The organism is Sporocytophaga myxococcoides, from assembly GCF_000775915.1.
GTDB lineage: Bacteria > Bacteroidota > Bacteroidia > Cytophagales > Cytophagaceae > Sporocytophaga > Sporocytophaga myxococcoides_A.
This window is the reverse complement of sequence record NZ_BBLT01000003.1, coordinates 1-20,056: the sequence shown is the minus strand read 5'-3', so window position 1 is coordinate 20,056 and position 20,056 is coordinate 1. Positions and strand designations below refer to the sequence as shown.

Annotated in this window: 19 protein-coding genes; 13 read left to right on the top strand and 6 right to left on the bottom strand. The window is 37.1% G+C overall.

The window, feature by feature from the left end; translation table 11 throughout:
* Window positions 1–12: 12 nt before the first annotated feature.
* Together MYP_RS07950 and uvrA are read right to left on the bottom strand one after the other, a co-directional pair.
* Window positions 13–753 carry a DUF434 domain-containing protein gene (locus MYP_RS07950; RefSeq protein ID WP_045461350.1) on the bottom strand — a complete coding sequence of 247 codons (741 nt, stop codon included), beginning with the start codon at window positions 751–753 and terminating at the stop codon, window positions 13–15.
* Entirely contained in the window at window positions 754–3,576 is a 2,823-nt protein-coding gene (gene uvrA, locus MYP_RS07945) for an excinuclease ABC subunit UvrA (protein WP_045461348.1), read from the bottom strand.
* Window positions 3,577–3,779: 203 nt separating this feature from the next.
* Between uvrA and MYP_RS07940 the strand changes: the two genes are divergently transcribed.
* From MYP_RS07940 to MYP_RS07920, 5 genes are all read left to right on the top strand, one after another.
* Window positions 3,780–4,382, top strand: a complete 603-nt coding sequence (locus MYP_RS07940) for an RNA polymerase sigma factor (RefSeq protein ID WP_045461346.1) — start codon at window positions 3,780–3,782, stop codon at window positions 4,380–4,382.
* Window positions 4,357–4,584 carry a hypothetical protein gene (locus MYP_RS07935; RefSeq protein WP_045461342.1) on the top strand — a complete coding sequence of 76 codons (228 nt, stop codon included), beginning with the start codon at window positions 4,357–4,359 and terminating at the stop codon, window positions 4,582–4,584. The genes MYP_RS07940 and MYP_RS07935 overlap by 26 nt, the downstream gene beginning before the upstream one ends.
* 105 nt (window positions 4,585–4,689) lie before the next feature.
* On the top strand, window positions 4,690–5,358 hold the full coding sequence (nth, locus tag MYP_RS07930) for an endonuclease III (RefSeq protein WP_045462432.1): 669 nt from the start codon (window positions 4,690–4,692) through the stop codon (window positions 5,356–5,358).
* Between the two features lie 3 nt (window positions 5,359–5,361).
* Window positions 5,362–7,203, top strand: coding sequence for an asparagine synthase (glutamine-hydrolyzing) (gene asnB / locus MYP_RS07925; RefSeq protein WP_045461339.1), 1,842 nt, complete (start codon window positions 5,362–5,364; stop codon window positions 7,201–7,203).
* Window positions 7,200–8,372: a glycosyltransferase family 4 protein gene (locus MYP_RS07920; RefSeq protein ID WP_045461337.1), complete on the top strand. Its 1,173-nt coding sequence runs from the start codon at window positions 7,200–7,202 to the stop codon at window positions 8,370–8,372. The genes asnB and MYP_RS07920 overlap by 4 nt, the downstream gene beginning before the upstream one ends.
* Before the next feature lie 19 nt (window positions 8,373–8,391).
* On the opposite strand, the gene gldB is transcribed toward MYP_RS07920, so the two are convergent.
* The gene (gene gldB / locus MYP_RS07915) at window positions 8,392–9,411 is read right to left on the bottom strand and encodes a gliding motility lipoprotein GldB (RefSeq protein WP_052430026.1); all 1,020 of its coding nucleotides are present in this window, start codon (window positions 9,409–9,411) and stop codon (window positions 8,392–8,394) included.
* Between the two features lie 62 nt (window positions 9,412–9,473).
* On the opposite strand from gldB, the gene MYP_RS07910 reads away from it, so the two are divergent.
* Entirely contained in the window at window positions 9,474–10,139 is a 666-nt protein-coding gene (locus tag MYP_RS07910; protein WP_045461334.1) for a porin family protein, read from the top strand.
* Between the two features lie 45 nt (window positions 10,140–10,184).
* Here MYP_RS07910 and MYP_RS07905 read toward each other — a convergent pair whose 3' ends face one another.
* The 3 genes from MYP_RS07905 to MYP_RS07895 all read right to left on the bottom strand — a co-directional run bounded on the left by MYP_RS07905 (window position 10,185) and on the right by MYP_RS07895 (window position 13,116).
* Window positions 10,185–11,738: an Rne/Rng family ribonuclease gene (locus tag MYP_RS07905; protein WP_045461332.1), complete on the bottom strand. Its 1,554-nt coding sequence runs from the start codon at window positions 11,736–11,738 to the stop codon at window positions 10,185–10,187.
* A 215-nt stretch (window positions 11,739–11,953) separates the two neighbouring features.
* Window positions 11,954–12,781, bottom strand: a complete 828-nt coding sequence (locus MYP_RS07900; RefSeq protein WP_045461329.1) for a tetratricopeptide repeat protein — start codon at window positions 12,779–12,781, stop codon at window positions 11,954–11,956.
* A gap of 23 nt (window positions 12,782–12,804) precedes the next feature.
* Window positions 12,805–13,116 carry an HU family DNA-binding protein gene (locus tag MYP_RS07895; RefSeq protein WP_045461323.1) on the bottom strand — a complete coding sequence of 104 codons (312 nt, stop codon included), beginning with the start codon at window positions 13,114–13,116 and terminating at the stop codon, window positions 12,805–12,807.
* A 140-nt stretch (window positions 13,117–13,256) separates the two neighbouring features.
* Here MYP_RS07895 and mutY point away from each other — a divergent pair, with 140 nt between their 5' ends.
* The 7 genes from mutY (at window position 13,257) to MYP_RS07855 (ending at window position 19,764) form a co-directional block, all read left to right on the top strand.
* The gene (gene mutY, locus MYP_RS07890; RefSeq protein WP_045461322.1) at window positions 13,257–14,312 is read left to right on the top strand and encodes an A/G-specific adenine glycosylase; all 1,056 of its coding nucleotides are present in this window, start codon (window positions 13,257–13,259) and stop codon (window positions 14,310–14,312) included.
* A gap of 56 nt (window positions 14,313–14,368) precedes the next feature.
* On the top strand, window positions 14,369–14,803 hold the full coding sequence (locus MYP_RS07885) for a single-stranded DNA-binding protein (RefSeq protein ID WP_045461321.1): 435 nt from the start codon (window positions 14,369–14,371) through the stop codon (window positions 14,801–14,803).
* Window positions 14,804–15,048: 245 nt separating this feature from the next.
* On the top strand, window positions 15,049–15,921 hold the full coding sequence (locus MYP_RS07875; protein ID WP_045461315.1) for a CBS domain-containing protein: 873 nt from the start codon (window positions 15,049–15,051) through the stop codon (window positions 15,919–15,921).
* Entirely contained in the window at window positions 15,905–16,495 is a 591-nt protein-coding gene (gene gldD, locus MYP_RS07870) for a gliding motility lipoprotein GldD (RefSeq protein WP_045461312.1), read from the top strand. The genes MYP_RS07875 and gldD overlap by 17 nt, the downstream gene beginning before the upstream one ends.
* A 54-nt stretch (window positions 16,496–16,549) precedes the next feature.
* Window positions 16,550–18,637, top strand: a complete 2,088-nt coding sequence (gene recG / locus MYP_RS07865; protein WP_045461309.1) for an ATP-dependent DNA helicase RecG — start codon at window positions 16,550–16,552, stop codon at window positions 18,635–18,637.
* 149 nt (window positions 18,638–18,786) lie between these two features.
* Entirely contained in the window at window positions 18,787–19,251 is a 465-nt protein-coding gene (locus tag MYP_RS07860) for an NUDIX domain-containing protein (RefSeq protein ID WP_045461306.1), read from the top strand.
* 54 nt (window positions 19,252–19,305) lie between these two features.
* A complete protein-coding gene (locus MYP_RS07855) occupies window positions 19,306–19,764 on the top strand; it encodes an LEA type 2 family protein (RefSeq protein WP_045461303.1) in 459 nt (152 codons plus the stop codon).
* Window positions 19,765–20,056 lie beyond the last annotated feature (292 nt).

Below are 20,056 nucleotides of genomic sequence, written 5' to 3'. Positions count from 1 at the left end.
CAACATGGAAAGTTAAAGGATTGTTAAGGATGAAATTTCAAATGGATTCAAATTTAAAAGTTTTGTCCTTAATGTATTTGGTAATGAGTGTATAAGGTCAGAGTTTAGATTGAACCATGCAGTCATTTTGTCAAGCAAAGGGCCATCAGTAGTCACAATAATTCCTTTTGAGATAAGTAGTTGTTTGTCTGCATCAGGAACAAGTTCTGCATTTGATTTTGGGGAAATTTCTTTGAGAAGTGTCTTAATCCTGCCACTATTGGAAACAGGTGCGTCAAAATACCAGGTTACAGACTTTGGTTTGAAATTCCATAGGAAAGAGCTTATCTGGGACAAAGCTTCGGGTGTTTCCATTACTTTTTTATAACTACCATGTATGGAAGCAAGGTCCCTTATACATCCATCCATCCCAATAAAAAGACATGCTCCAGAATAAAAGGACTCAATGGTTATTAACGTGTTAAATCCGTCAATAAATAAGTCAGCATTTTTAAGAGATGCTGCACTTTTTTGCATTGACAACCGATGTTTCAGAGAATCAAGGGAGCAACAACTCCGACGCACTGCCATTTGTTGACGGAAATTAAGACGGTACCTGTCTCCTACCAGTTTAAGAGAAGAAGCTTCATTATATTTTTTTGAAAGCAACCATGAAAGATCTTCCACTGCATTCCTTAAATCTGGCAATTTTGTTTCATTAAAATTGCTCTCATCATTTGGATGGGCTCCTCTATGCTTTCTTTTATCCGGCATTTAGAGCTTATCTTTAAGAAATGAAGCTGTGTAATTATTTTTCAGCTTAACCAGATCTTCGGGTACTCCTTCGAAGGTAACATTTCCTCCTCCGTCTCCTCCTTCTGGTCCCATATCAATGATCCAGTCTGCGCATTTAATCATATCCATATTATGCTCTATGACGATAACTGAATTTCCTTGTTCAACTAGGGCATTAAGTGCGGTCAATAGTTTTTTGATATCATGAAAATGAAGTCCTGTTGTAGGTTCGTCAAAAATAAAGAGTATATGTTCTTTTGCTTCTGAAGACCCTTTTCCTAAAAAGCTAGCCAGTTTAACCCTTTGTGCTTCTCCTCCGCTTAAAGAGTTGGATGACTGACCAAGTTTAATGTATCCAAGTCCCACATCAGCGAGAGGTTTAAGTTTTTCAAGAATTTTAGGCTTGTCTCCAAAGAATTTAAGACTTTCATCTATGGTCATATCAAGCACATCTGTGATGTTTTTATCTTTATAAATAACCTCCAGAATTTCCTGTTTGAATCTTTTGCCGTTACAGCCTTCACATTTAAGATGAATGTCGGCCATAAACTGCATCTCAACGGTTACAACTCCCTCTCCCTGACAGATCTCGCATCTTCCCCCTTCAATGTTAAATGAGAAATTCCCTGGTTTATAGGCTCGGGCTTTTGCCAAAGGTTGTTCGCTATAAAGATTTCTTATGGCATCGTAGGCTTTTACATAAGTCACGGGATTTGAGCGAGAGCTTTTGCCAATAGGGTTTTGATCAACAAACTCCACTTGTGAAACCTTTCCTAATATTCCTCCAATCCCATCGTAACGGCCAGTAAATTCACCCATGTTTCCATGAAGCTTCTTAAGAGCGGGATAAAGTATTTTTTTAACAAGTGTGGATTTTCCAGAACCACTCACTCCTGTAATCATACAAAGTGTATTCAGTGGAAATTTAACTGTAAGATTATTCAGGTTATTTTCTCTTGCTCCTTTTACTTCTACAAAATCATGCCAGGCACGTCTTCTCTTTGGAACGGAAATGCCTTCAGTTCCATGCAAATACCTTGATGTATGAGAGACATTTTCATCCTTCATTTCTTCTATGCTACCTTGAAAGATTAATTGTCCTCCGTGAGCCCCCGCATCCGGACCTATATCAATAATCTGATCTGCAGCCCTCATAACCTCCTCTTCATGCTCTACAACTATGACTGTATTTCCTATATTTCTTAAATCTTCAAGTACAGAAACGAGTTTTCTTGTATCTCTCGGATGCAAACCGATACTTGGTTCATCCAATATATACATAGACCCAACAAGCGCACTGCCAAGAGATGTAGCGAGCCTTATTCTTTGATACTCCCCTCCTGACAGTGTAGAAGAGACTCGATTTAAAGTAAGATAGCCAAGTCCAACTCTGTCCAGGTAATTTAACCTGCTGGAGATTTCTTTTAAAATTCTACCTCCAACCTGCTTTTCGTGAGAGTTTAGTTTTATCTGATTAAAGAACTCAATACACTTGCTTATTGGCATGAGTACCTGGTCCACGATTGATTTTCCATCTATTTTTACATAGGATGCATCTTTTCTTAATCGTGTTCCTCTGCAATCCGGACATGTAGTTCTTCCCCTGTACCTGGACAACATTACTCTATATTGAATTTTGTGAGTTTTGCTTTCGAGGTAATTGAAAAAGTCATTTAGCCCATTAAAATATTTATTGCCTTCCCATAGTAAGGATTTTTCTTTTTCGTCCAGATCCGAATAGGATCTGTGAATGGGGAAGTCGAATTTTATGCCATTTTTTAAAAGTGGTTCAGCCCATTTTTGCATCTTTTCGCTTCTCCAAGGGGCTATTACTCCCTCATAAACAGATAAAGATTTATCAGGAAATACGAGATCCTCATCAATGCCAAGAACATGGCCGAAGCCCTCACATCTTTTACAGGCACCAAATGGATTGTTAAAGCTGAAAAGGTTGACAGACGGTTCTTCAAAAGAAATTCCGTCGAGTTCAAATTTATCGGAAAACGTTTCTCTTTTTTTTCCTGGCACCTCTACAATACAATATCCTTCCCCTTCAATGAATCCGGTTTGTATGGAATCGGCAAGTCTGAAGTTTAAGTCTTCATCATTTTTATTTACCATTGCCCGATCTATTAACAGATGAAAATCTTTCACCTTTTTAATGGAGGTGGCATCTTCCATTAACTCTTCAATTGCAAGTACCGTTTCATCTATCAGAATTCTGGAGAATCCCTTTTGTAAAAGCAGATTGAGAACGTCTTCTTTTTTCTTTTTATCAGGGAATTTTTGCGGGGCGAGAATTTGTATTTTTTCTCTTTCTGGTAAGCTGTTGATATAATTTAAAACATCTTCTACAGAGTGTTTTTTAACTTCATTTCCTGACACGGGAGAAAAAGTCTTTCCTATCCTGGCAAAAAGAAGTTTTAAATAATCATAAATTTCGGTTGTTGTTCCAACAGTAGAACGGGGATTTTTACTGTTGATTTTCTGCTCAATTGCAATAGCAGGAGAAATTCCCTTTATATAATCTACTTCAGGTTTTTCCATTCTTACCAGAAATTGTCTGGCATATGCATTTAAGCTTTCCACATACATTCTCTGTCCCTCGGCAAATAGTGTGTCAAATGCTAAAGAAGATTTCCCGGATCCTGATAAACCTGTTATAACCACCAGTTTATTTCTGGGAATTGCTACAGAAAGATTTTTCAGATTATTTACTCGGGCATTTTTAATAATGATGTATTTTTTGGGATCAAGCTGATCTAAAACATCTGTTTTTTCCGCCGTAACTACTTTTCCCATAAATTAAATAGACAATTGTTTGTTTCGTAACAATTTTTCTCAAAATAAGTATATATATCCATTGTGCTTTTGGAATATCCAAAAATAATAATTAACTTTAAAATACATTAGTTCAATTATTTTATTCAATTGAACAATTGTTTCACCCTAAACCCCTACAATATCGAGATAGACTACTACGTTAACTAAACGTGGAATTGAAAATGAAAAACGCTGCTATTATTAGTGATGCTAAATTGGTATCGCTTTACATCAGTGGTGACGAGAATTCTTTTGCTCAACTGCTTAAAAGGCATAAAGCAAAGGTGTACACTACCATCTATCTCATTGTTAAAGATCAATACATAGCCGAAGACCTACTGCAGGAGACTTTTATCAAGGCTATTAAAAAACTTAAATCCGGAGATTATAACGAAGAAGGAAAGTTTTTACCATGGATTGTGAGAATTGCTCATAACCTTGCAATAGACTATTTCCGTAGAGAAAAACGTTATCCTACTATAATAATGGAGGATGGGTCGAATATTTTCAATTCACTCGATTTTTCAGAGGACTCAACGGAATCGTTGCAGATAAAAGACGAAACCCACGCTATTCTGAGGAAATTGATTCAAACCCTCCCGGAACCTCAAAGAGAGGTCCTGCTAATGAGACATTATGGCGAAATGAGTTTCCAGGAAATTGCTGATGCGACAGGAGTTAGCATCAACACGGCTTTGGGAAGAATGCGCTATGCTCTCATTAACCTGAGGAAAAAGCTCGAAAAACAAAATGTAGCCTATGATAAAAATTTTTACCCAGAATGATGTAATCCGTTTAGTTTACAATGAAGTAAATGATGAAGAAAGGGACGAAATTTTGCATGCCCTCATTAAGGATAACGACCTGGCACTCTTTTATGCTGAGTTGCTTGAACTGGAAAGTTCAATGCTTAGCCTTAAAGTAGAGCCATCTCAAAAATCTATCGATGACATCATCAACTTTTCTAAAACTTACGTTCATCGCTAAAAAACTAAAAAGGGTCTTGATTCAAGGCCCTTTTTTCTTTTAAAAAGTTTTTTCATATACTGAAAATCCTCTATTTTTCTAAAATTGAACATTCCAGATGCTCTGATGCTGAAGAAAGAACGCTTTGAAAAATTCCTGGATCATTTTAGTAAAAATTTTCCTGAACCTGAAACAGAATTAAATTATAACAATCCCTATGAATTGCTTGTTGCCGTTATTCTGAGTGCTCAGTGTACTGATAAAAGGGTAAATATGGTAACTCCAAAATTATTTGAGAGATATCCTTCTCCTGAAATTATGGCAAATGCCTCTGCTGAGGAGATATTTGAGTTAATCAGAAGCATTTCGTATCCCAACAATAAATCCAAGCATCTGGCCGGAATGGCAAGAATGCTTATCAGTGATTTCAATGGAGAGGTGCCGGAGAAAGTGGAAGACCTTCAGAAATTGCCAGGAGTTGGAAGGAAAACCGCAAATGTCATAGCCTCCGTAATTTATAATCAGCCCACAATGGCTGTGGACACGCATGTTTTCAGAGTATCCAAACGTATAGGGTTAGTTTCAGAAAAAGCAAAAACTCCTCTTGAAGTAGAAAAGGAATTGGTTAAACATATTCCGAAAGAACTTATTCATAAAAGTCATCACTGGCTGATCTTGCACGGCAGATATATATGTCTGGCAAGAAATCCGCAATGCAATCTTTGCCCGCTTACTGCTATCTGTAAGTATTACCAAAAGTTGCCTTCAGCCAAACAAGAAGAAATGAAGTTTTAATCTATGTGTGGAATTAATGTTATCGTAGATAAGACACGTCTTCTTGATGAAAGCTGCATCAAAAATATGAATGCAGCTACACTTCATCGAGGACCTGATCATTCAGGCATTTGCATTTTTAAAAATTCTTCATGTAACATTTTTCTAGGTAATAACAGATTAAAGATCACAGATCCTCACAGTCGGTCTGACCAGCCAATGGTTAGCGTAGATCAGAATTATGGAATCTCTTACAACGGTGAGGTTTATAATTACAAGTCTTTGAAAAGTACTCTGCTTTCTGATTTTGACTTCAAAACAGATGGAGATACAGAAACAGTTTTTTATAAAATAATTAAAAGCGGCCTTCTGAGTGCAGGTGAATTTAATGGCATGTTTGCATTCGCTTTTTATGATCATGCTAAACAAACAATAAGTATCTGCAGAGACGAAAGAGGAATTAAGCCGATTTATTATTTTGAAGATGAAAACTACTTTATTGCATCATCGGAAATAAAGGGAATTCTGGCAACAGGTCTTGTTAGAAAAGAACTGAATGACAAAGAAATATATAACTATCTCCATTTTAAATATGCCCGACGACCTAATACCTTTTACAAGAATATTTTTGAGCTGGAGCCTGGGACATATCTTCAGTTGAATAATCATTTCCAGAGAGAAACCAGATCCTTTAAGTCGAACACTTCTATTGGTTATCCCTTTAAGAAGCAGCATTATAATAAGGAAGAAATTTTAGAAAAGTCTGAAGAAATCATTCAACAGGCAATAAGGGAACAGACATATTCAGCGGGGAGATCAGGAATTTTTCTCAGCGGCGGTGTAGATTCTACGTTGCTTTTGGCTGTTTCAAAGGAGTTGTTTGGAAGCGGGGTAAAAACGTATAGCATTGTAAATAGCAAGGAGGAAGCGTGGGCGGGTACAGAGGACTTCTCATACTCGAGGCTTGCTGCAAAAAAATATAAGTCGTCGCATACAGAGCTCCAGATTTCTTCTGTTGATCTTGAACGTCTTGATGAAATAATTCAAAAGCTAGATCAGCCCATTGCAGATAGTGCAATATTACTTACTTATCTTTTGTCTGAAAGAGCTTTTGAAGATGTAAAAGTTATTTTATCGGGGGCTGGCGCAGATGAAATTTTTGCCGGATATAACAGGCATAAGGCTTTCAACATTTATCTGAAATATTTCAGGAACTCCTTGGCCATTCATACAGGTCATGTTTTAGGTGAAATTCAATCCTATAGATCAAAATTCCTTCGTCTTATATCAAGGTTTTTAAGTGACATAGACCAGGATCCTCAAACTACTTTTTATAATTTTTCCAATTTAAAGTTCCGGGATTTTCTTCGTTTGCAAGAGTTTGGAGAGCTCTGGAATAAAGACCAATTGCTTGATTCTGCCCTTAACTTTGATAAAAACTACTATCTGGTAAATGACATTTTATGTCTTACAGATCAGATGACCATGACACACTGCCTTGAAGCCCGGGTTCCTTATCTGGATAAAAATACCGTTGTATGGTCTGAATCATTGGGAGCTAGCACGTTGCTTAAAAATGGTCCCAAATGGATTTTGAAAGAATTGCTACAAAGAAAAGGCGGTGTGGACTTTGTGAGAAGGAAAAAAGAAGGTTTTGGTTTGCCTCTTAAGAGTTGGTTTGAAAAAGATGAAGGAAAAAACATACTTAATCAGCTAAAAGAAAAAAATCAAATTTTGTATCGGTATTTCCCATATTACAAAGTAGATCAAATGATCGAACATCAGGAACGGAGATCTGCAGATTATACTGCTGAGTTATGGGCCCTCATTATTCTGAGCCGCTGGCTTAAATTCAATTTTGAATGAGAATATTATACATTCATCAATATTTTAAGACTCCACAGGAAGGCGGAGCTATACGCTCCTGGCATCTGGCAAATGCTCTGGCTGATGATGCTCATGAAGTTTTGGTCATTAGTTCTCACAATAAAAAATCTGGACTTCGGCATTTTGGAAATGTGAAGGTCCATTATGTAAAGGTAGCTTATGATAACTCTTTTAGTTATGGTAAAAGAATAAGAGCTTTCGTGTCTTTTTCTTACAAGGCATTAAGAATTATCATGTCTGAAAAAAGACCAGACCTTTTATTTGCTACTTCTACCCCGCTTACGGTTGGAATTCTTGCATTAGTGATAAAGAAGCTCAAAGGTATTCCGTATATTTTTGAAGTGAGAGACCTTTGGCCCTTGGTGCCAGAGGAAATGGGCATTTTCAAGAATAAATCTATTATTAAAACGGCGTATTTTTTTGAGAAAAAGATCTATAAAAACGCGGATAGAATAATTGCTCTTTCCCCGCCTATCGAAACGTATATCTCTACGAGGATTAATGATAAGAAAAAAGTAGTTTGTATTCCTAATTTTTCAGATTGTGAATATTTTGTACCCCACAAAAATACTTATTCCGATAAGTATCCATTAGTGAATGGGAAGTTTGTTATTGGGTATTTTGGGGCTGCGGGAAAGGCTAATGATCTTTTACGACTGGCAGAGGCTGCAGCTTATTTTAAAAATGCAGGAATAAGGAAGGTAGTTTTTCTGGTAATATCTTCAGGTGCGGAGCTTTTTGAAATCCAGCGATATGCATTTGGGCACGATCTTGATAATATCATTTTTTCAGATTTTCAGGATAAAGAAAAAATCAGAGAAGCACTGAGTTTATGCGATGCTTCTTATGTTTCCTATGCAGATTTTCCTTCCCTTTGGACAGGAAGCCCTAATAAATTTTTTGATGGTATTGCATCAGGAAAGCTTATCATTCTGAATTTTGAAGGTTGGATAAAAGCTATTGTTGAAGAATATGATTGCGGCATTTATTATGACCGGAATAAGCCAGAACAGTTATGGGAAAAACTTGAGCCCTTCCTTAATAATTCAGGTCTATTAGAAAAGGCACAAGTAAACTCCCGCAGACTTGCTCTTGAAAAGTTTTCAAAGAAAGACCTGGTTGCGAAATTCCTGACTCTCTTCAAATAGAAAGCAGAGCTTCTGTCAGTTATTTTGTAGGCTTCTTTGGTTTGTATTTAGATTCTTCAAAAATCTTCCTCGCATTTTTATCTGCCATAAGATCTTGAAGTGTAACATCCGGGTGATCTTTCATATACTTTCTTACGATCTGCCATCCTAGCCAGCGGCCAATGCGTCCAGGGCACTTTTCTCCTATTTCACTGATCTTTGGAGATTCACCAATATATTTTTCGATTATCCTTGGCTTGGTTTCGTAAAACAGTTTCTTATCAATGAAATGCCCCCAGATCACATCCAGATTTTTCTCAATATCCTCAACTGTCTTTCCTGGATACATGATCAGAAGACTGTCTGGAGTCTCTGGCAATACCCTTTCCATGAAATAAAGCGTTTTCCCGTGATAGATCATATGTGCAAGCATGGTCTCATCTTTCGGATCGACGTCATTAAATTTATTTGAAAGTGCCATTGCGATCATAGGTGCAATGAAAGGCTTGTCATATCGGCTTAGAAAATATTCATAAGTTACAGGCCGAAATTGAGCTTTAGGTCCGAGAAAATAATCTGTACTTATTACCACCAGGCTATCTGATACAGAAATATCTTTGTTGAATTTGAAGCCGGTTACTATAGTATTGACTTCCGGAGCATTGTAAGTAGGGTAATAAAATTTTATATTTTCAAAAAGGTCGGTAAGTTGATCTTTCAGATATGGTGGCTGATTGATATATTTTTCAGACTCTTCATAAAATGATTTGAGCTGAGGATTGCTGTACAGATTAAACATGAAGTCGACCATTTTAGGATCGGCAGCAGCATTTGGTACTTCGAGGTATTCAGCAGAAAACCGAGGGTGCTTTTCTAAAAAAATCTTAACATCTTTAGGGGTCTTCACGTTAAACAGACCTTGTGAAAGATTTTCGTAGTGAATATTGAGTTTTGGCTTTTCGTCTTTAGGAATGGTAATCCTTTTCTTTTCCTGATTGTCCTCTTTGCAGGAGAAAAGAGCAAATACTAAAAAGGTAAAAATGAAAAACCTGGGTAACATGTTATTAGAAATTAAGTATATATTTACACTGAACAAAATTACTTTTATCAAATCGTAAAACTATGAAAAAAGCATTTTTATTATGTTGTATTCTGTTTTTAAGTATTACATCATATTCGCAAGTGAAGTTGGGTCTTAAGTTTGCTCCGGGCTTCAGTTTTAACAGGGTGTCAGCAGATGATAAGGCTGCTGTTGATTTCAAAGGAAATGGCCTTGGAATAAGATTTATCGCTGGTCCTGAAGTTTATTTTTTGATAGGGGACAATGCGGCTTTTGTAACAGGAGTTTGGTTTTCTTCAAGAAGGGTGGGAATTAAATACGTAGGAGCAGGGACCTCGGCAAAAGAGACTTATAACCTTCAATATATATCACTTCCTGCATATTTGAAATTGTATACCAATGAGATTGCAACTGACATGAAAGTTTATTTTAATGTAGGGGGTTCTTTTGATGTCAAAATAAAAGATAACGTAATAAAAACGGATCTTACTGATTCATATATCAGAAAGTGGAGACCAATTGATGCAACCATTCTTTTAGGTACTGGTATCCAACTGCAAATGGGAGAAAGTACTTTTCTTCTTGCAGGTGTAAGTTATAACAGAGGGCTTATCAATGCAGCTTCAAAGAGAAGATTTGACGTGCCTGACAAAAGTGGAAATACAATAGATCCTAAATTGAAAATTAATACTGACTTAATTTCACTTGATCTAGGGTTGAGATTCTAAGAAAAGGTAGAATTAAAAAAATCCTGAATGAACAGGGGGAAGAAATCAGACGATCTCGATTTCTTCTCCCTGTTCGTTTTTAAACTTAAATTCAGTAATTCCCAGAGAAGTATCTTTTTCCATTCTTATCCATCTCTGATATTTGAAGAACCATTTTACCCGGCGAGACATTAATCCTTGGGTGAAATATGCATGCAGATAAGGGTGCAGAGCAATACGAATATGTTTTTCGTTTTGCTTATTAATGATGTATTCGAGATTGTTTTCCAGTTGATCGGAAACAAGAATGCTGGCTGTAATTTTTCCTGTGCCATTACAGGTTGGACAGGTTTCCAGGGTACTGATGTTCATTTCCGGTCTTACCCTCTGACGGGTAATCTGCATAAGACCGAATTTAGATAAAGGAAGAATGACAAATTTGGCCCTGTCGTCCTTCATCTCTTCCCTCATTTTTTCATAGACAATTCTCCTGTTGTCAGCCTTCTTCATGTCTATGAAGTCCACTACAATGATACCGCCCATATCCCGCAGCCTGAGCTGACGTCCGATTTCTTTGGCGGCTTCAAGGTTTACGGCAAGGGCAGTATTTTCCTGATCACTTTCCGCATTGGATTTATTCCCGCTGTTGACATCAATTACATGAAGCGCTTCAGTATGTTCTATGATCAGGTATCCGCCACCCGGCAGACTAACTGATTTTCCGAAAAGGGTCTTCAGCTGTTTTTCAATTCCGGCAGCCTCAAACAGTTTAACTTTTCCCTGATGCAGTTTTACTATTTTTTCTTTATCCGGAGCGATTGTCTTGATAAAATTTCTGATTTCATCGTAACTTTCTTTGCTGTCGATAGAAATAGTATCAAAGCTTTCATTTAGCATGTCCCTCAGTATAGAGGAAGCTCTGCTCAATTCTCCGATAACCAGATCTCTGGGTTTGGCGGTTTTAAGAGCTTTAAATCCGTCTTCCCATTTTTTTACAAGCGTTCTGAGATCTCTGTCAAGTTCGGCGACATCTTTTCCTTCTGCAACAGTTCTTATAATAACGCCGAAGTTTTCGGGTTTGATAGAAGTTACAAGTCTGGTAAGGCGGAGTCTTTCGTCTTTTTCGGTGATTTTTTTAGAGACGCTGATTACATCAGAGAAGGGGACAAGCACAATGTATCTTCCAGCAAGAGAAATTTCACAAGATAATCTTGGCCCTTTGCTGGATATCGGCTCTTTGACGACCTGCACGAGTATCTGCTGATTTTTGGTCAGCACCTGGCTGATTTTCCCATCTTTGGGAATATCTTTCTCCAAGTTAAATTTATTGAGCTTGGAAGTCGCTTTAGAGTTAGTCTGAACAAATTTTGAATATTTGGTCAGGGATTTAAATTGGGGGCCTAGATCAAGGTAATGAAGAAAGGCGTCTTTCTCATATCCCAGATCGATAAAGGCAGCATTTAAACCAGGTACAAGTTTTTTAACAGTTCCCAGATAAATATCTCCCACGTTAAATTGATGACCACTTGTTTCAAAGTGACATTCAATTAAACGTTTGTCTTTCAGAAGGGCAATACGATTCCCTTTCTGAGTAACATTAATTAGGAGTTCGTTACTCAAACCAGTTATTTTGTTTTAAAAAATAAACAAATAGAAATTACCAGTCCAAAAGAAACTATTGAACTGGCGGAAAAGTGGAAAACTGGAAACTGAAAAGGATTATTTTTTCTTGTGTCTGTTTTTTCTTAGACGTTTTTTCCTTTTGTGAGTAGCAATTTTATGTCTCTTTCTTTTTTTTCCGCAAGGCATAATCTGTAAATTTTATTTTGTAAACTTTATTTTAATTCCTTTAAATAACTGTCTATGGTTGAAGCGAATACAGGATCTGTATTAAGCATCTTTGCTTTTACAAAGTATTGTTTTGCTTCAGATCTTTTTCCCATTTCATATTGTGCTATCCCCATATATATAAGGCCAGCAGTATGGTTTGGATTAATTTTCAAAAGATCATTAAACCTAGAAATTGCTTTTTCATGCTGCCCGGATTGAAGAGAAAGAATTCCAAGATCAAAGATTGCAACCTGATTATCAGGCGAATCTTTTAGAATTTCTCTCAGCATCGTGATACCTTTCATTGGTTCAGGGCCTCCGACATATGTCATTGCCATTTTGGCTTTAACATCATAAGATTTCGGATTGTTCTCCAGAATTTTTTCATAGAAAGATCTGGACTTGGCACTGAAATCAGCTTTTTCAGCATCTCCGGCAACAATTGCAGCCTGATTGTAGGCGTCTCCTGCTTTTTCCCATGTTTCCGGCTTTGGATCCAAAGCGGCAACTTCTGCTGAGAATTTGGCTGCACTGTCAAAAACCATAGCTTTTAAATACAGCCTGGAAATTGAGTCGGCAAATTTAAGCTTTTTTTCTTTATTAGAAAAGGAATAATAATTCTTTCTAAGAACCTCTATTTTTTCAAGGTCCTCCTTATTAACAGATTTGGTATGCTCATCCGGAGCAACAGGTGCAGATTCAGAGCTGTTTTGGGCTGTTTGTGTCGATGATTTTAATTGCTTGTCATTTTTGATAATGACCTTCGGCAATTGGAAAATCAAAACCACAAATATGACCGAGGTTATAATCAGAGCTATTTGTGGTTTTGTCATTAGTTTGTTTTTGTTCAAAATTACTAATTTCTTTCTTCTTTAACAGGACCTTCTTTAACAGAAGTTTTAATTTTTTCTACAAAAGTTTTAGAAGGCTTAAAACTTGGAATATAATGCTCATCAATTATGATAGCTGTATTTTTTGAAATGTTCCTTGCAACTTTCTTTGCTCTTTTCTTATTTACGAAGCTTCCAAAACCTCTTACATAAATATTCTCGCCTTCAGACATTGTTGATTTGATAACATTGAAGAAAGCCTCTACCGTTGCAGAAACATCTGTTTTATCTACGCCGGTTTTTTCAGCAATTTCTGCGATTACTTCTGCTTTTGTCATAATTATAAATTATATTTAATTAATAGGGAATTTTTTAATTGTGAATACTGAGCTGATTTACTTCGTAAGCAAATTTGGGAAATAAAAATTAGCACCGTGTTCCTAATTCTCTCTAAATCTTACTTTTGTAATATAATAACGTGGAAAACAAAGAATTCGTTTGTCAATTAATTACCTGGTACTCAAAAAACAAGCGTGATTTGCCTTGGAGAGAAACCCAAAATCCTTATATAATATGGCTTTCAGAGATACTTCTTCAACAAACCAGGGTAGATCAGGGTATGCCCTATTTTTACAAGTTCATAGATAATTATCCTGATGTGAGCAAGTTGGCAAAAGCAGAAGAAAGGGAGGTTTTGAGATTGTGGGAGGGCCTGGGATATTATTCAAGGGCCAGAAACTTACATGCAACGGCAAAACTGATTGTGGAAAAATATAGTGGAATTTTTCCTCAATCTTATAATGAGCTATTAAAACTTAAAGGTGTTGGTCCATATACAGCTGCAGCAATTGCCTCCTTTTCCTATAACGAACCTGTCGCTGTTGTTGATGGAAACGTCTATAGGGTTCTTTCCCGATTTTTTGGAATAAAAGATGATATTGCCTCTCCTTCAGGAGTTAAGAAGTTTCGTGAGCTGGCAAATGCTCTGATTCCGATAAAAGATCCCTCCACTTACAATCAGGCAATTATGGAGTTTGGAGCTTTGCATTGCGTACCTGTGAAACCAAAATGTGAAAATTGCCCGGTTTCGGCTCAATGCTATGCTTTCGGGGCAAATGAACAATCTTCCCTTCCGGTGAAAAATAAAAAAATAATAAAGAAGAACAGGCACTTTAATTATTTGGCTTTTGTATGGAAAGATAAGATTTTAATGAAAGAAAGAAAAGGTAAGGACATCTGGCAGGGATTATATGAATTTTATAATAATGAATCTTCTGAAATACTGGATCCTGGAAATTTATTAGAAAAACTTCCTTCTAGTGAGTTAACTATAGTGAAGTCATCGGAGGTGATGAAACATATTTTGACTCATCAAATACTTTTTTGTAAGGGACATATAATAAATGTGAATTCGAAGTCAGCATTTAACGCTATAAAAGGTGCTTTGGACCTGAACGAATTCTCTATTAATCAGATAAATGACCTTCCGAAACCGGTTTTGATCCAAAGATTTTTGAAGCAATGTGAATTTTAATTATCTTTAGCTCTATTATATTATTAATTAATAAACCTTTAAAAAAACAATCAGCTATGAGCGGTGTAAACAAAGTAATTCTGGTGGGACGCCTTGGGAAAGATCCTGAAATCAGAGTAATGGAATCCGGAAGAAAGGTGGCAAGCTTCACCTTAGCCACTTCAGAGGTCTACAAAGACAAAAACGGAGAAAGAGTAGAACAAACCGAATGGCATAATGTGTCTTTCTGGGGGCCTATTGCAGATGTAATTGAAAAATATCTGAAAAAAGGCAATCAGCTTTATGTCGAAGGTAAGCTGAGAACACGTTCTTATGAAGATAAGGAGGGTGTGAAAAAATACACCACGGAAATCATCGGACAAAATATGTCCATGCTTGGCGGTGGTGGAGCAAGACAGGCAGATGGAGGTGAGGCGAGAACTTCATACACTTCTGAGCCAGTAGCACAATCCGCTTCTGTGGACGATGATATGGACGATTTGCCTTTTTAATTAATATTTAAGTTTTATTTAACCAAATTAGAATATGGATTCGGATGAACCTGGCCCCGCCAATTTAAATAAGTTACCAGATTTTGTGTGTCTTGACTTTTTCATCGAATCATTAATTTCAAAAAGATTTCATTATTGTAAGTTCCTGGTTATTTTTATCCAGACAGGTTTTTCTGTTTTGGATAAAAATAATTTCAGGAACTTATTCTTTTGCCAATACGGTTCACAATTAATGACAACTAATTATGGCTTATAATCCGTTTTCTTGGGTAATAAAGTCAATGTCGTTGCTTGAAAAGAGATTGGTAAAAACCTACCAATCACCCTTAGATAAGATTAACGAAGAATTTGAAGCGGCAACCGGGGAAGAGACTACCGTTGAAGAAAAGGAAATGATCAAAGGCTTGGTCAAATTCGGAAAAACTTCGGTAAAGCAAATCATGAAGAGCCGCATTGATATTACCGCATTTAGTTCTGAGCAGACATTCGGAGAGGTATTAGAAAAAATCAGCAAACATGGTTTCTCAAGAATACCGGTATACAAGGATGGCATTGACAATGTTGAAGGTATCCTTAACATAAAGGATTTGTTCCCTTATATTAAAGAGCAGGAGAATCCTGATTTTGACTGGCTTAAACTTCTGCGTCCCGCTTATTTTATACCCGAAACAAAAAAAATTGAAGAACTTCTTAAGGAATTCCAACAGATGCGTCAACATATGGCTATTGTTGTGAATGAATATGGAGGTGTTGCAGGTCTTGTTACCCTGGAAGATATTATTGAAGAAATTGTAGGAGAAATTGCAGATGAGTTTGATGAAGAAGATCAGACTTATATTAAGATCAATGATAACTCCTGGCTTTTCGAAGGAAAAATATCTCTTAATGATTTCTGTAAAGTATTTGACCTGGACCCTTCTGTTTTCGAAGAGGTGAAGGGAGAGGCAGAATCTCTTGGTGGTTTGCTGCTTCAGCTGAACTCTGACCTTCCTGAGCTGGGAGATAAAATTATGTTTGAGCGATTCCTATTTATAGTGGAATCTGTGAATAACAAAACTGTAAAGAAAGTAAAAGTATCAATTGTTGAGGCAAATGAGGTTAATGAAACAGGCAGCTAAATTTTTATCAGTTATTGTATCCGTAGCTGCATTATATTCCTGCACAGATCAAGAAGAATATACGCCAAAGCCAAAGGGCTATAACCGTATCGATCTTCCGAATCCGGAATATGTAAAGTTAACAGAAGACCATCCTTATACTTTCGAAATTTCGAAATTTGCAGAGGTGTTGAAAGACACTTCTCCTATTGCTGAGCCTCATTGGATAGACGTTTATTATCCTGAATATAAATGTAATGTACAGATTACTTATAAGCCACTACACAATAATAAACAAACTTTGAACGAGCTTTTTTCGGATTCGCACAGGTTAAAAGGGGGTCACCAGAAAAAAGCTACTTCTATAGATGAGCTGGTTACCAAAACCGATAAGGGAAAATATGTGACCTACTTTGAACTGGAAGGTGAAGTGCCGAGTCAATTTCAGTTTTATGTTACGGACTCCACCAAACATTTCCTGAGAGGGGCATTGTATTTTCGGACAGCAACTAAAAATGATTCCCTTTCTCCCGTCATTGAATATATGAAAAACGACATAGTTCATATGATGAACACCTTGGAGTGGAAAAACTAAAAAATTTAGTTTTCTTTTTATACCTTTATTCCTTTAAAAAATCCTGAAGGAATAATGGCTGGATTTTTCGAAACCAGAATCGAATTTTTAAAAGGAATTGGTCCGCAGAAGGCAGCTTCTCTGAATAAGGAGTTGTCTATATTTACCTATGCGGATCTGATACAGCATTATCCTTTCCGATATGAAGACCGTTCAAAAATCTATAAAATTTCCGAAGTACATGAAGAGCTTCCCTATATTCAGATAAAGGGAAGAATTACGGGCATGTCCTCCGCTGGCACTTTGGCCAAGAAGAGGATCATGGCTGAGTTTTCTGATGGTACCGGTATCATTGAGCTTGTATGGTTTCAGGGAGCAAAATGGGTTGTGAGTTCCTTAAAGACAGGCGTTGACTATCTTGTCTATGGGAAACCCAACATTTTTAATGGAAAGATCAACATAGCGCATCCTGAAATGGAGCTTTTTATGGAGAAATCTCTCGATAAAGGACTTCATCCTGTATATAGCACAACAGAAAATCTCAAGCGCAAACATCTCGACAGCAGGGCAATTGCCGCACTTCAGGAAAAGCTTCTTGAGATCGCAATGCCTTCCATTCAGGAGACACTGCCCACTGAATTGATCACGCGCTATAAGCTTCTTTCAAAAAAAGAAGCGATGAAAAATATCCATTTTCCCGGTTCTCCAAGACTGCTTGATGAAGCTAAGCGAAGGCTCAAGTTTGAAGAACTGTTTTTCATACAGCTCCGGCTCTTCATGCAGAAACAGATGCGTAAGGAAAATTTCAAGGGGCAAATTTTCAGGAATATTCCTTTGCTGAATGAGTTCTACAAAAACCACCTGCCTTTTGACCTTACTGATGCACAGAAAAGAGTTGTAAGAGAAATATATAAAGACCTTTGTTCAGGTAAACAGATGAACAGGCTTCTTCAGGGAGATGTGGGAAGTGGAAAAACTATTGTGGCATTTGTGTGTATGCTTATGGCTATCGATAATGGAGCTCAGGCAGCATTAATGGCACCTACTGAGATTCTGGCAGATCAGCATTTCAAAGGGTTAAAAGAATTTGCAGACAAACTTGGGCTTACAATGGCATTGCTTACGGGCTCTACAAAACAGAAGGACAGAAAGGTTATTTTTAAAGACCTTGAAGAGGGGAAGTTAAATTTTATAGTAGGCACACATGCATTAATTGAAGACAATGTAAAGTTTAAAAATCTGGGTATTGTCATCATCGATGAGCAACATCGTTTTGGTGTAGCACAACGGGCAAAGCTTTGGAAGAAAAATGTAATCCCTCCTCATATACTTGTGATGACAGCAACTCCGATCCCTCGGACCCTGGCCATGACGCTTTATGGAGATCTTGATATATCTGTGATCGATGAATTACCGAAAGGGAGAAAGCCGATTAAAACAATGCATCAGTTCGATAAAGATCGAATAAAGCTTTTCGGCTTCATGAGAAAACAGATTGAAGAAGGGCGCCAGGTATATGTGGTTTATCCATTGATAGAAGAAAGCGAAACTCTTGATCTCAAAGATCTTATGGATGGATATGAAAGCATCAGCAGAGCCTTTCCGGATTATGCGCTTGGGATTCTCCACGGCCGCATGACTCCTGATGCAAAGGACTATGAGATGAAACGGTTTGTAAAGGGAGAAACAAAAATACTTGTCTCTACTACTGTTATAGAGGTTGGGGTGAATGTTCCCAATGCAAGTGTAATGGTTATTGAAAATGCAGAACGATTTGGTCTTTCGCAATTGCATCAGTTGAGGGGACGCGTAGGTAGGGGGTCTGACCAATCGTATTGTATACTAATGTCCAATTATAAACTCAGCCGTGATAGCAAGGTACGTTTAGAGACAATGGTTAAAACCAACAACGGATTTGAGATTGCAGATGTAGATTTAAAGCTAAGGGGCCCGGGGGATCTTGCGGGGACACAACAAAGCGGAGTGCCTAATCTTATCATTGCGGACTTATCACAGGATGCTGTGATCGTAAAGGAAGCCCGGAAAGCTGCTGAAGAGATTATTGATAAAGATCCTAATTTGGATAGTGATGAAAACAGGAATATTAAACGGCAGATTAATTCTTTCTCCAAGAATGATTTAAACTGGAGCAGAATAAGTTGAGTTGTAAACATAAAGCTGAAAGCGTAAAGCGAAATGGCAATAGCTGTAGAGACGCCATGCTGGCGTCTCATTGGCGATATGGGACTAGTGAGACATTTGAGTATAAGTGATAAAAAAAGGTAATCCCGCTCATTCTTAAATAAAACCTCATGAAAATTAGCGCAGGTCTTTTAATGTATGTTTTTCAACCAGAATTACGGTTGTTGCTTGCGCATCCGGGTGGTCCTTTTTTTAAAAATAAAGATGAAGGTAGCTGGACTATTCCTAAGGGAGAGGTGGGGACAGAGGAGGAAATTATGTCTGCAGCTAAAAGGGAATTTATTGAAGAAACAGGAATTCTGGTAAAGGATCCATTGATTGATCTTTCATTTGTTCGGCAGAAATCAGGAAAAAAAGTATATTGCTGGGCTTTTGAAGGAGAAGAAAAATCCATTGAAAATTTTACTTCAAACTCTTTCGAAATGGAATGGCCTCGCAGATCAGGAAAAAAAGCTGTTTTTGTGGAGATTGACAGAATTGAATTATTCACCCCGGCAGAGGCAAGAAAGAAAATTTTGGTAGCTCAGATCTCTTTTATAGATCGTCTGAAAGACTACCTCAATAAGGAGTTATAAAAATATTAAACATACATTAAGAATCGGAAGTTATTTTTTTATCCAATGTATATCATGAAAAGAATAATCAATCTTTATCCGCTATTATTTGTTCTTCTGTTCGTTTGCTGCAAACCTTTTCAGGAAGTAAAAGTAACCCAGATTGAATCAGTTGCATTGGCAGAAAGAACGAATACAATGGTAAAGGTTGATGTGGGAATGAAAATCAATAATCCGAATAACTTTCGAATTAAAATCAAGAAAAGCGATCTTGAGGGTTTTCTTAACGGTAAATCTGTCGGCAAAGTAAATATAACGAATAGAATCGTATTAGCCGCTAAATCGGAAAAGAGCTATACGATGTCATTTACTGCTGATGTTACTCAACTCATGATGTCATTGCCTGTATTGATGATTACAAAAACAGCGGTACTTAATGTAAAAGGATATATCACCGCTAAGGTTTTCATTTTCCGTAAGAGAGTACCGGTGGATATGAAGGAACGTTTTTCTCCGGATGATATTCAGTTTTAAAAAAGAAAATTAAATCAGAGTCTAAGTTTTTCTTATTTCCCTCGTAAATTGATACATTAGAGATCAGTTATTTATATTTTCATATTCACACAGAGCGTTGGTTTTTTGAAACATAGACCATATTTGGTACAATCATCGGTTTCTTGATTGCACTCGCTTTTGTCTAAATTTTTAAGAGAAAAATTACTCAGTTATGGGAGAATTTTTTCATAGGAGTCGACAGAACTCCGCCAGAAATCCAAATCTTTATCAGACCAATCAGACTCAGAACCAAGGGCCTGAGCAAAAACCT

What these genes read in the sequence shown, in the direction of transcription:
- MYP_RS07950 (WP_045461350.1), bottom strand. Translation starts at nt 753, where the DNA reads ATGCCGGATAAAAGAAAGCATAGAGGAGCCCATCCAAATGATGAGAGC.
- uvrA (WP_045461348.1), bottom strand. Translation starts at nt 3,576, where the DNA reads ATGGGAAAAGTAGTTACGGCGGAAAAAACAGATGTTTTAGATCAGCTT.
- MYP_RS07940 (WP_045461346.1), top strand. Translation starts at nt 3,780, where the DNA reads ATGAAAAACGCTGCTATTATTAGTGATGCTAAATTGGTATCGCTTTAC.
- MYP_RS07935 (WP_045461342.1), top strand. Translation starts at nt 4,357, where the DNA reads ATGATAAAAATTTTTACCCAGAATGATGTAATCCGTTTAGTTTACAAT.
- nth (WP_045462432.1), top strand. Translation starts at nt 4,690, where the DNA reads ATGCTGAAGAAAGAACGCTTTGAAAAATTCCTGGATCATTTTAGTAAA.
- asnB (WP_045461339.1), top strand. Translation starts at nt 5,362, where the DNA reads ATGTGTGGAATTAATGTTATCGTAGATAAGACACGTCTTCTTGATGAA.
- MYP_RS07920 (WP_045461337.1), top strand. Translation starts at nt 7,200, where the DNA reads ATGAGAATATTATACATTCATCAATATTTTAAGACTCCACAGGAAGGC.
- gldB (WP_052430026.1), bottom strand. Translation starts at nt 9,411, where the DNA reads ATGTTACCCAGGTTTTTCATTTTTACCTTTTTAGTATTTGCTCTTTTC.
- MYP_RS07910 (WP_045461334.1), top strand. Translation starts at nt 9,474, where the DNA reads ATGAAAAAAGCATTTTTATTATGTTGTATTCTGTTTTTAAGTATTACA.
- MYP_RS07900 (WP_045461329.1), bottom strand. Translation starts at nt 12,781, where the DNA reads ATGACAAAACCACAAATAGCTCTGATTATAACCTCGGTCATATTTGTG.
- MYP_RS07895 (WP_045461323.1), bottom strand. Translation starts at nt 13,116, where the DNA reads ATGACAAAAGCAGAAGTAATCGCAGAAATTGCTGAAAAAACCGGCGTA.
- MYP_RS07885 (WP_045461321.1), top strand. Translation starts at nt 14,369, where the DNA reads ATGAGCGGTGTAAACAAAGTAATTCTGGTGGGACGCCTTGGGAAAGAT.
- MYP_RS07875 (WP_045461315.1), top strand. Translation starts at nt 15,049, where the DNA reads ATGGCTTATAATCCGTTTTCTTGGGTAATAAAGTCAATGTCGTTGCTT.
- gldD (WP_045461312.1), top strand. Translation starts at nt 15,905, where the DNA reads ATGAAACAGGCAGCTAAATTTTTATCAGTTATTGTATCCGTAGCTGCA.
- recG (WP_045461309.1), top strand. Translation starts at nt 16,550, where the DNA reads ATGGCTGGATTTTTCGAAACCAGAATCGAATTTTTAAAAGGAATTGGT.
- MYP_RS07860 (WP_045461306.1), top strand. Translation starts at nt 18,787, where the DNA reads ATGAAAATTAGCGCAGGTCTTTTAATGTATGTTTTTCAACCAGAATTA.
- MYP_RS07855 (WP_045461303.1), top strand. Translation starts at nt 19,306, where the DNA reads ATGAAAAGAATAATCAATCTTTATCCGCTATTATTTGTTCTTCTGTTC.